At 26.9% G+C, this 11,066-nt stretch carries 15 protein-coding genes; all 15 read right to left on the bottom strand.

What is annotated here, in order from left to right; all coding sequences use genetic code 11:
* Positions 1-211, bottom strand: a 211-nt coding sequence (locus tag A500_RS00030; protein WP_016205552.1) for a single-stranded DNA-binding protein, incomplete at its 3' end; no start/stop codon positions are given.
* A gap of 403 nt (positions 212-614) precedes the next feature.
* On the bottom strand, positions 615-818 hold the full coding sequence (locus A500_RS00035; RefSeq protein WP_016205553.1) for a hypothetical protein: 204 nt from the start codon (positions 816-818) through the stop codon (positions 615-617).
* Position 819: 1 nt separating this feature from the next.
* Positions 820-1,317, bottom strand: a complete 498-nt coding sequence (locus A500_RS00040) for a DUF3990 domain-containing protein (RefSeq protein ID WP_016205554.1) — start codon at positions 1,315-1,317, stop codon at positions 820-822.
* Positions 1,314-1,550, bottom strand: a complete 237-nt coding sequence (locus tag A500_RS00045; protein ID WP_016205555.1) for a DUF3791 domain-containing protein — start codon at positions 1,548-1,550, stop codon at positions 1,314-1,316. The genes A500_RS00040 and A500_RS00045 overlap by 4 nt, the downstream gene beginning before the upstream one ends.
* Positions 1,551-2,298: 748 nt before the next feature.
* Positions 2,299-2,547 carry a hypothetical protein gene (locus A500_RS00050; protein WP_016205556.1) on the bottom strand — a complete coding sequence of 83 codons (249 nt, stop codon included), beginning with the start codon at positions 2,545-2,547 and terminating at the stop codon, positions 2,299-2,301.
* Between the two features lie 265 nt (positions 2,548-2,812).
* Complete coding sequence (gene galE / locus A500_RS00055; protein WP_016205557.1) at positions 2,813-3,805, bottom strand: UDP-glucose 4-epimerase GalE; 993 nt, start codon at positions 3,803-3,805, stop codon at positions 2,813-2,815.
* Between the two features lie 79 nt (positions 3,806-3,884).
* Complete coding sequence (locus A500_RS00060; RefSeq protein WP_016205558.1) at positions 3,885-5,213, bottom strand: nucleotide sugar dehydrogenase; 1,329 nt, start codon at positions 5,211-5,213, stop codon at positions 3,885-3,887.
* Between the two features lie 172 nt (positions 5,214-5,385).
* A complete protein-coding gene (locus A500_RS00065; protein ID WP_016205559.1) occupies positions 5,386-6,138 on the bottom strand; it encodes a glycosyltransferase family 2 protein in 753 nt (250 codons plus the stop codon).
* Between the two features lie 278 nt (positions 6,139-6,416).
* Positions 6,417-6,896 carry a glycosyltransferase family 2 protein gene (locus A500_RS21970; protein WP_083935643.1) on the bottom strand — a complete coding sequence of 160 codons (480 nt, stop codon included), beginning with the start codon at positions 6,894-6,896 and terminating at the stop codon, positions 6,417-6,419.
* Positions 6,893-7,036, bottom strand: a complete 144-nt coding sequence (locus tag A500_RS20205) for a hypothetical protein (RefSeq protein WP_016205560.1) — start codon at positions 7,034-7,036, stop codon at positions 6,893-6,895. Before A500_RS20205 ends, A500_RS21970 begins: the two co-directional genes overlap by 4 nt.
* A 19-nt stretch (positions 7,037-7,055) precedes the next feature.
* Positions 7,056-7,565 (bottom strand): acyltransferase, encoded by a 510-nt coding sequence (locus A500_RS00070; protein ID WP_016205561.1) that lies wholly within the window; start codon positions 7,563-7,565, stop codon positions 7,056-7,058.
* A gap of 5 nt (positions 7,566-7,570) precedes the next feature.
* Positions 7,571-8,224 carry a CatB-related O-acetyltransferase gene (locus A500_RS00075; protein ID WP_016205562.1) on the bottom strand — a complete coding sequence of 218 codons (654 nt, stop codon included), beginning with the start codon at positions 8,222-8,224 and terminating at the stop codon, positions 7,571-7,573.
* A gap of 4 nt (positions 8,225-8,228) precedes the next feature.
* On the bottom strand, positions 8,229-9,107 hold the full coding sequence (murJ, locus tag A500_RS00080; protein ID WP_157453583.1) for a murein biosynthesis integral membrane protein MurJ: 879 nt from the start codon (positions 9,105-9,107) through the stop codon (positions 8,229-8,231).
* Positions 9,016-9,756 carry a lipid II flippase MurJ gene (locus tag A500_RS00085; RefSeq protein ID WP_040436338.1) on the bottom strand — a complete coding sequence of 247 codons (741 nt, stop codon included), beginning with the start codon at positions 9,754-9,756 and terminating at the stop codon, positions 9,016-9,018. The genes murJ and A500_RS00085 overlap by 92 nt, the downstream gene beginning before the upstream one ends.
* A partial coding sequence (locus tag A500_RS00090; RefSeq protein ID WP_016205563.1) for an O-antigen ligase family protein occupies positions 9,746-11,066 on the bottom strand: 1,321 nt, incomplete at its 5' end. The genes A500_RS00090 and A500_RS00085, both read right to left, overlap by 11 nt.

An 11,066-nucleotide genomic window follows, 5' to 3' on the forward strand; every position in this document is an offset into this window, starting at 1 on the left:
CTATTCTTCTTCCTTTAGATAAATACTTTGAAAGTATTTCAGCTTGTTTTCCAAAAGAAACTATACTTATAAAAACAGCTTCCTTATCTTTATTTCTTTGATCGTTTATTGCTAAAGTAAACTGTACATAACTTCCATTTCCATCTGACGAATTATAGTTTTTCAATTCTAAATCCTTTACTACATTTCCAATTAAAGTTACTCTATTCATTGTTTTACCTCCAAATTCTAATCTATCTGAATTATTGGCACGAATGTATATTCTTATTCAATTATTTTTTAAATTTTTATATAAATAAAAACAGATGATAGAATTTATCACCTGTATCTTTTTAACATATATGAATTTTATTAAATACTCCTTTAACGGAAGTTCGTCAAAAAGATATTACAAAATGTGACTACTTCGCTTTACGAACTTACGTTCGTAAATGCCCGGGGGTACTTGTGGGGCACGAAGTGACCCACTTAATAATGAAAAATTCCCCCGAGGTGCTAGGAGATAACTAGAAGTTAGCTCCTTGCTATGAAATGACCCACTTGCTCACATCTGGAAATTTATTCTACCCTGGGTTGTTTGTGAGGACACACTTTGCTGGACTCAATTGCTATTGCTAATTAGTTATACATCTATGCGCTATGCTAACAGCACTTTGTGTAAATAATCCTGTTTCTTTTTTATAAATCAATTTACTTATTGGTGATAAGTAAAATAATTTCATGGCTTCATATTTACTTATTGATTTTAATTTACTAATATTTATTATCACATCATCTATAAGCATTACTAGCACTTCATCAAATTCATTCATTTTCATATTATTTTACCTCCTCCATTCCAATAAACTTTAAACATTCTGTAATCACTTGCTGATTATTAATACAAACTTGGTTATTTGGGGATTTAAATTTTAATCTCTTAATAGCGGTATCAATTTCTATCCATCCTCTTGTTAAAAGGTTTATTGTTGCGAAGACTTGATCATCAGCAACTTCTCCAATAGTAATGTCATATGGTGATTTTGAATTGATATCTTTTCTATTACTTAAAATAAATTCAAGCCATTCCTTAGTTACACCTTCATACTCATAAATTTTAAAATTCTCATTAGCAAAATTTAAATCTAATTCATATATAGATACAATCGGCGTTCCTTCTATTTCTCCATTAAAGTTAGTACATTTTCTAACAGCCCATTTTTCTGCTTGCACCTTAAAAGTTGTAGCATAAAATCCGATTCCAAAATCTAATGCTCTATTAGATTTAATTACCTTAGGCTCTTTTATTACCATATTTGATCCATGATATATTATCATACTTTAATCCCCTTACTTTTTAATAAACTGACTATTTCACCTACAATATAATCTTCTCCTTGAGTATGAAGTGTATCATAATATTTTATAATATATTCATCTAATATTTTAGTCTTTTCAGTAAGCAAATTATATACATCTGATGGTATCATATTTAAATTACGGCTTAATGCAGTTATACAATATATAGCAAAATATAATTGTTCATCAGTTATATCATTTCTCTTAATCAAAATATCACCCTCATTAATTACTTTTCTATCTATAAAAATTTCCCACCAACTGCAAGAAGATGATTAGAAGTTATCTCCTTGCTTTCATTTATATTATAATAAACTTATATTTATGAAATTTCTTAATAATAACATAATCTACTACTTATATTATATCCTATTATTATTTTTTATTAAACCAAAATGACGATAGCTGTAAAAACTATCGTCATTTATTTGGATACAAAATTCACTAACCCCCCAATTTAACGAAGATTTTTTAAAAAATATCATAAAAATCCCCCTTCGGTTCGCGAACTTACTTTCGCTCACCCCCGGGGGCTTAGTGGGTCAACTTTGACCCACTTGCTAATTATTCTTATATTTTCCTTCCTTAATCATATATATACTATCTTCATACCATATAGCTACTTTAGGCAATGCCCCCCTATTTCTAAAGGGAGCTTTATACAATCATTAAAATTCATTATATTCATCCTTTTGCCTCCCTATAACGTATTTATATCCTTTAATATATTCGATTAATCTTATTATACCAGATTACCTTATATATAATTATATCCTGTTGTTACTTTTTATTAAAGAAAAATGACTATAATTACAAAGAAATTATAGTCATTTTCTTATATGCGAAATTCACTAAATATCAAATTTAGTGAAGGCTTTTCAAAAAAATATCATAAAAAATCCCCCTTGGGTTTAGGAACCTACGTTCGTTCACCCTAGGGGTCTTAACGAGCTAATATCGTTAAATATTTAACACAACCCCCGGGGGTCCTTCCGAGGAAGGAACGCCCGAGGTTGCTATTAAATAAGGCATTTCCTCCTCTAATGATTTATAACTAACCCAATAGTACTTATCTCCTTCTATTATTTCACTATTCATCCTTCCAGTTTCTTTAAAATCAACAAAATACCTAAGTATAGCCATATCTTTCATATCTAAATCTAACTCCATCATCTTTACAACTGAAAAACCTAAAAAAGAATATTGCATAAATCCTATCCCCTTAAAATAATTATTTTATCCTTCAACTAGTAAATATCCGAGATTTATACTTTTTGAGAAAAATATTTTATAAATTTTTTAAAAATTATAAAAATAAAACATCTGCCACTCCATTTCTGGAATTTCAGATGTTTCAATTTTAAGATTTATTATTTATATCCTTTTGATATTTTAGTCTAACTTCTTATATTATGACATTTTCGAGTTGTATCTGGTATACTAGTGATAATAGCTTGCTGTTAACTGCATAAGATTATTTATGGTTTTTTTCAAATCGCCAAGCATCCCTACACATTTCTACTATACCTCGTTTAGCAGTCCAACCAATTTCATTTCTAGCCTTTCTTACATCAGCATAGCAGCTAGCTATATCACCAGTTCTACGTTCTACTATTTCATAAGGAACTTCAATATTATTTGCTTCTTCAAATGCTTTCACTAACTGTAAAACACTTGTACCTTCACCAGTCCCTAAATTATAAATATGAACTCCTGCTGTTAATTTATCTAAAGCAGCTACATGACCTTCCGCAAGATCTACTACATGAATGTAATCTCTAACTCCTGTTCCATCTACAGTTAGATAGTCATTTCCAAAAATGCGTAGTTTATCTAGCTCTCCTTTTGCTACCTTAGTTATATAAGGCATTAAGTTGTTAGGAATCCCATTAGGTGCTTCACCAATTACTCCACTCTCATGTGCTCCTACTGGATTGAAATATCTAAGAAGTGCTACTGAAAAGTCTGGATTTACTTTTGCTATATCAGTTAGAATCCTCTCACTCATAGCTTTAGTTTCACCATATGGATTTGTAGTAGGTAAAAGATTCATAGTTTCTACAAATGGCACTTTGTTATCTCCATAAACTGTTGCTGATGAACTAAATACAAATTTGTTTACATTATACTTCTTGCAAAGCTTAGAAAGAACCATAGTGGAAACTAAATTATTATAATAATACTCTAATGGATTTTCTACAGATTCGCCAACTGCTTTAAGTCCTGCAAAATGAATAACTCCATCTATTTTATGAGTTGCGAAAACAACTTCTAAGGCTACTTCATCAGTTACATCTATCTTATAAAAAGTTACTTCTTTATTAGTTATTTGCTTTATTTTATCTATAGTTTCAGCTTTACTGTTGCAAAGATTATCAGCAACAATTACTGTATGTCCTGCTTCAAGCAGAGCTACACAAGTGTGTGATCCTATATATCCAGCACCACCTGTTACTAATATGTTCATTTTGGAGTCACCTCGATTCTTTTCACTAAATAGATTTGTTAATGTATTTTTTTATATAAACTTAATTCTATTAAATTCTCTACAATCTCCAGTAAATAAATCCATTTTTTATAATATTATCCCTATCAACTATTCCTTTAACATCTATAAATACATTTTTCTCATCTACTTCTTTGGTTGCTGCAACTTCATCTAATTTACCATTTACATAATATAATTTGCTAAAATCGTTAATATTCATATCTCTATACTCACTATGAGATACAGCTAATATTATTGCATCCATATTATCAATATCTTCAATATCCTTTAACTCTAATCCATATTCTTCTCTTAACTCATTTATATCAGCAACAGGATCTGTAATCACTACTTCTATTTCATACTCTTTTAATTCTTCAATAATATCAACAACTTTAGTATTTCTTGTATCAGGACAATCCTCTTTGAATGTAACTCCTAACACTGCTACTTTAGCGCTCTTTACTCTCTTATTGGCTTTTATTAAACTTTTAACAGTGTTTTCAGCAACATACTTAGCCATTCCATCATTTATTCTTCTGCTAGCTGCTATAACTTGTGATTCCATACCTATTTCTTTCGCCCTATGAATTAAATAGTAAGGATCAACACCTATGCAATGTCCTCCAACTAAACCAGGATTCATTTTAATAAAGTTCCACTTACTACCTGCTGCATCTATTACAGCTTTAGTATCTATATTCATTTTATCAAATATCATAGCTAATTCATTTACAAAAGAAATCATTACATCTCTTTGGCAGTTTTCGATTAATTTAGCTGCCTCTGCAACTTTTATACTTTCTGCTCTATATACACCAGCTTCTATTACTAATTCATAAACTTTAGCTACTGTATCTAAAGTTTCTTCATCCATTCCAGAAACTATTTTTACTATATTCTCTAACCTATGAACCTTATCACCTGGATTTATTCTTTCAGGTGAATATCCAATTTTAAAGTCTTGTCCGCACTTCAAACCTGATTCTCTTTCTAAAATAGGTAAACATATTTCTTCTGTTACTCCAGGATAAACAGTTGATTCATATACTACTATTGATCCTTTTCTAAGATTTCTACCAATTACTTCACTAGCACCTATTACAGGTCTTAAATCTGGTGTTTTATCTTCATTTGTTGGTGTTGGTACTGCTACTATATGAAAATTACACTCTTTTAATTTTCTCTCATCATAAGTGAATTCTACAGTAGAATTCTTAATAGCATCATCTCCAACTTCATTAGTTACATCTTTTCCCTCTAAATACATTTGTATTTTTTCTTTATTAATATCAAATCCTACTACTTCTTTCTTTTTTGCAAATGCTACTGCCAAAGGCATTCCTACATACCCTAAACCAACTACAGCTATTTTTATGCTCTCCATTTTCTATCTCCTCTTACATAAATATCTATAATGCAAAATTCTTATAAAAACTTAAATAAAATTTCTTTTTTCTTTTTACAATTAACTAGATTAATTATCGTATCTCCTTTAGTTCATTATCTCTATTCACTATGCAAACAATATAATTTATTATACTAATAACTAAATACTTTCATTGTTCTTTATGCTTTCTTCCAAATAATTTTCTTTTATAATCCACCATTAATTCTTTTATAATATAGAAATCTAAAAATCTATATGTCTTATTTTTCTTTCTAACTCTATGTTTTTCCATTATATGTCTCTTGCTTGAAGTGCCACCTACTGTAAAATTACTTATTATAACATCACTATATTTAAATGTATATCCTGCTCCATACATTCTACATATAAAATCCCAATCTCCAGCAATTTTAAAACTTATATCAAAACCACCTAGTTCACTATACACTTTTCTTTTTATAAAAATTGCTTGATGAAAGACTGGCATTCCTTTTTTTATAATCTCAGAAATATTATACGTTGGCTTACTAATGTTTATCATATTTCCTTCTTCATCCACTTTTCTAATATTCCCATAAAAACTATCTTCTACTTGTTCTTTTAACTCTTTGTTTATTCTAGAAAGCAATCTATCTTCTAGCCAATCATCTGAATTTATAAATATAATCCATTCTCCCTCAGCTAACTCTATCCCTTTATTCATAGCATCATAAATACCGTTATCTTTTTCAGAAATAAATTTAATAGGAAACTTTTCTCTATATTTTTTTATAATATTTATAGTTCCATCTGTAGATTGACCATCTACTATTATGTATTCGATATTTAGATCTAATTGATTAACTACTGATTTAATACACTTTTCAATAGTTTTTTCTGAGTTGAAACAAACTGTAATTATTGAAATATCTATTTTATTCATACGCCCTCCCGACTAATACATTTTTAAATTATTACTAAATAAAATACCATATATTCTACCAGCATTTTTGAATAAAACTGAAAACAGTTTAATTGACTTCTCTATATTAACAAAGTTGAAGAATATTATACAAATAGTACAAACTAATAATTTAAGAATGCTTTTTAATATCTCAATAATGTTTGTAAATAAATTATTTTTACTATATATTTTTATATAATTTCTTCCTGAAACAAAGCTCCTCTTAGCTAAATATTTTAACGTTGCTCTTTCACTGCTTAACTCTTCATATACAATCGCATCTTTACAATATATAATTTTTTTCCTAACTCATATATTCTTTTGAAATACTCAGTATCTTCTCCTCCAGAAGTATTATATCTAATATTAAATTTTATATTGAGATCAATTACTGCTTTCTTAATAAGTACATTGCCACATCCACAAGTTGTTATTTCAGTTCCTGTATCTAATATTTCTCGAGTATATATTTTTGATTTACTTATAAAATTATTTAAATCTTTGTATTCTGTAATAACTGGTCCACAAATTACATCTGCTTCATATTTATTTAAACATTCATAATATTTAACTAACCAGTTTTTTTCAACTTTTTCATCATCATCTAAAGAAATTAAATAATCAAATTCTAATTTCTTTACCTCAGTTAAACATCTATTTCTTGCATTTACAATTCCAATATTCTCTTCATAATAGTATTTTGTTAAAATTTTATTTCTTTTTACTAAATCTTCTATTCTACTATCCCATAATTATCTACTATCAATATCTCAGCATTAAATTCTTCTTTCAGATTAATATTATTAATTGACTTTAACAGTTCTGATAATTTTTCATATCTTTTGTATGTACAAATACATATCAAAAACTTTTTCACAATTATTTCTCCTCATCCCTTAATATCTTTGCTTTATTTTCTTTGTAGGAACACCAACATTTACTGAATATTCTTCTACCTCACTATTCACCAAACTCATAGCCCCTACTACAGCTCCTGATTTAATTTTACTTCCCTTTAAAACAGTACAACCATTACCAATCCACACATCATCACCTATGAATATAGGTTTAGAAATTAAATTTTGTTCATTAATAAGTTTCGATTTTCTAATTCCATGATCTGAATCTATTATATAATTATTAGCAGCAATTAATCCATTATTCCCTATAATAATGGATTCATTTGAAAAAATAATTGTATTATTACCTATAGCAGTATTATCTCCAATGACTATTTTACCTTTTCCCCATAAAATTACACCTGAATGTATAGTAACATTTTCTCCTAAAGTAAGATCATCAATTCTAATATCTACCTTTCCAAGAATTCTCAAACCATTACCATATTTTGTTTTAGGTCTAAGATAAAATTTAATTCTAATAAAATTTAGTAATTTATTAATCAAGCTACTCACCTCATTTTAATAAACATCTCTATATCATCAAAACATTTGATATTTTCTTTTATCCATCTCTCTCCTTTGTCCCACCATTTAAATTCTTTTAAAAAATCTATGTGATTTTGATTAAATCTATATTTTATACATCTTGCTGGAGTCCCTACATTAATTGAATATGGTTGAATATCCCTTGTTACAATAGAATTTGCTCCAATAACTGCTCCATCTCCAATTTTTACCCCCTGTAAAATCTTTACCCCTTCACCTATCCAGACATCATTACCTATCTCTATAAAAATATCATCATATACAAATTTTAATCCAGAATAGCTAGATTTATTTACATATGAAAAGCCTCCTTCTTTGTTAACCGAATAAAAACATGGATGTGTACTTACAAATTTTTCAGTTGGATGACTCCCCATAATAAGTTTTACATTCGAAGCAATAGAACAATATTTCCCTATTTTTGTATTGTTAAGAATACAATTTTCTCCAAGATATGTTCCATAACCAACTATGCTTCTAGCGACATTACTCTTTCGTCCAATTTTATTATTTCCTTCAAAATTTGTTTTTTTATCGTAAAATGCTCTTTTTTCTAATAAAACATTATTTGGCAATCTATTTTTTTTAAATTTTCCAATAATTAATTTTAATTTCATCCAATTATCTCCTAACATTTTTTAGCAAATAGTAAGTTAATTCTTTCACTTCATTTATTTTTAAAATTAAACTAAAAGCAAAGTAACTTAAGCCTCCAATTAATATACTTAGTACAATTACCATAAACTCACCAACAACATCTACTAATGTAAGTCTTATAATCCAAACTATTAAGCTCATAAACAAAGAACTTATTATTACTTTTGTAAAACATTTAATTATGTCAACTAAATTAAAGACATCATATTTATTTTTAAAAGATTTCAAAAGCAAAATAGCTCCTAAAATGGTTGAAATACTTGTGCCTAAAGTAATACCAAAAACTCCCCATAAGTTTGAAAATATTATTGTTAAAATAATATTAATTATTACAGCAATCCCTCCATTTATTGCTGGAACTATAGTATTCTTTGTTGAATAAAATCCTTGTCCAATAATCTCTCTAATTGCTAGAAATGGTAATTGTATTACATTACCCAAAAAAGCCATTGCTACAAAATTAATATCATTATTGCTAAAGTTACCTCTTCCATATATAACAGAAACTAAGTCAGAACTTAAAATTATACAACCAAAAGATATTGGTACTAATAAAATTATCATATATTTACTCAATCCCTGAATAACTTTAATCCATTCAGATTTATCTTCACATAAAAATTTTTTAGACAATATAGGAGAAAAAATTGTAATAATACAACTTGATAAAATTCCATATATTATCATTATTATCTTATTTGAAAGTTCAATAGATGTAATAGAACCAACATCCAATGTTGACCCAATAATCTTATCTACCACTTGACTTATTTGTACTACAGATAAACCAATGGTTATTGGTATCATTGCTTTTATCATATAAAAATTCTTTTTTATATCCATTAAATATAAATTCAAACTTATATTTTATCTTCCTCATTTCAGGTAAAAGTATTACAAATTGCAAACAAAATCCAATAGTTGTAAGAAAGTTTACCACTTCAATACTGATTTTATATTTAAAAATAGTTAACATAATTATTAATGGTATATTAGTTATAATAACCATTAAGCTTACTCCTATAAATTTTTCCTTGCTTCTTAAAATAGCCGAATAAACACTACTTATAACCATGAACATTAAGTTAAATAATGAAACTTTAATTAGTGAATTTGCCAAGACTTGCGTTTCATAATCTAATCCTGGACCTATCATTTTTACTATTTCTTCTGAAAATAGATTACATATTATTAATACTGAGCTATTTATCAATAATAAAAATGTCAAAAAGACATTGGAAAAATTGTACGCCCCATCTAATCCATCTTCTTTTTCTACTTCATAAAAATTTGGAATAAAAGTTATTAATATTGCTGATGCACATACTGAATATAATATATTAGGTATTGATAAAGCTAAATTAAATGCATCTGTTTGTGCTGATATTCCAAATTGACTTGCAATTATCATTTCTTTTAAAAAAGATAAAATTTTTCCAACTAGAGTTAAAAACGTAAATATGATTGAAACTTTTAAAAATCTAGAATTCATTTTTCACCTCTTTATCAAAAGAAATAATATTTCTCCTATCGTTTAAAATATCACTTTCATCTATATACTTTTCTAAATAGTTTTCAAAATAACATAATGTTATTAAAATATATAATATTGAAGTACTATTCTCAAAATAAAAGCTTAATGGAAGACTTATCAAAATATAAACAATAGAAAGTTCTCCGTAGATAATTAAATTCTTTTTCTTAAACCTATAAATATATATAATCATTTTAAAAGCTATGGATAGAAATACACCAATTCCAATAACACCAAATGTAGCAATAAATCCTAAAACTCCGATATCATTTTGAAAAAATTTATAGTTTCTACCTAACATATCTAAACCAATATCTGTTTTATCACTATGAATTCCACAACCTAATAAAGGATATTCCTTAAATTGATTTAAGAAAAATTCCACTTCTCTCACTCTAACTCCTGAAGTCCCTGTATTCATTGATATTTCTTTAAATACTGAGTCTATCATTTTGTTGATATAACTATTACTATTAAATAGCATTGGTGTAAATGTTACAAATAAAACTGTTGCTACAATAAGACTCTTTGCAGTAAACTTGTTTCTTATAAACATAAAAATCTTATAGAAAATTAATATAAACAAAGGTATTATTATACTTCTACTTTGTCCAACAAAGACAATCTCAAGAATCATAATGAAAGAAAAAAATAAATACTTTTTTCTTTTAGTATATTTAAACCTTTCTAAAGATAAAAATAAAGAAAAAACAATTATAGTTATTCCAGTATAAAATCTGACAAAAGGATATTTTTCAAGATAATTCATATTAAATACTTGTATTTTAGTATAAAGTAATGATTGCATTAAATATAAAACTGAAAGAATAGTAGCAATTTTTATTACAAAATCTATTATTTCATCTGCGTTATCGTTATTAATTTTTAATCTTAAATAGAAATAATTTGCATACCAGAAATATCTTTTTGAAGCATCTACTCCTAGAAAAATTGATTGATTAGTAATACTATGAGCAATAAACACTTCTATAAGTACTATAATAAATATCATGATGATATTATTTCTAAAAAGGTATTTAACTTTTTTACCTTTAATAACAATTTCATAAAAACTACAAAATACTAATATAATAGTTAACAAGGTCATAAAAGCATTTGCATTAAAATTATCAAGCAAATAGAACATAGATTCATTTACCATTATAATTAAAAATATTGAGATTTTTGTATATCTCAACAGTATTGCTATCAATATAGGAATAAAGATAATTATTATATATTTATAGTCACTTATTACTATTGATGTA

Origin of the sequence: Clostridium sartagoforme AAU1, from assembly GCF_000401215.1 — a bacterium.
Taxonomy (GTDB): Bacteria; Bacillota; Clostridia; order Clostridiales; family Clostridiaceae; genus Clostridium; species Clostridium sartagoforme.

Excerpts from the sequence above, each read along its gene's own strand:
- galE (WP_016205557.1), bottom strand. The coding sequence starts at position 3,805 with ATGAACATATTAGTAACAGGTGGTGCTGGATATATAGGATCACACACT.
- A500_RS00065 (WP_016205559.1), bottom strand. The coding sequence starts at position 6,138 with ATGAATAAAATAGATATTTCAATAATTACAGTTTGTTTCAACTCAGAA.
- A500_RS00040 (WP_016205554.1), bottom strand. The coding sequence starts at position 1,317 with ATGATAATATATCATGGATCAAATATGGTAATAAAAGAGCCTAAGGTA.
- A500_RS00050 (WP_016205556.1), bottom strand. The coding sequence starts at position 2,547 with ATGCAATATTCTTTTTTAGGTTTTTCAGTTGTAAAGATGATGGAGTTA.
- A500_RS00075 (WP_016205562.1), bottom strand. The coding sequence starts at position 8,224 with ATGAAATTAAAATTAATTATTGGAAAATTTAAAAAAAATAGATTGCCA.
- A500_RS00085 (WP_040436338.1), bottom strand. The coding sequence starts at position 9,756 with ATGAATTCTAGATTTTTAAAAGTTTCAATCATATTTACGTTTTTAACT.
- A500_RS00035 (WP_016205553.1), bottom strand. The coding sequence starts at position 818 with ATGAAAATGAATGAATTTGATGAAGTGCTAGTAATGCTTATAGATGAT.
- A500_RS00060 (WP_016205558.1), bottom strand. The coding sequence starts at position 5,213 with ATGGAGAGCATAAAAATAGCTGTAGTTGGTTTAGGGTATGTAGGAATG.
- murJ (WP_157453583.1), bottom strand. The coding sequence starts at position 9,107 with ATGGATATAAAAAAGAATTTTTATATGATAAAAGCAATGATACCAATA.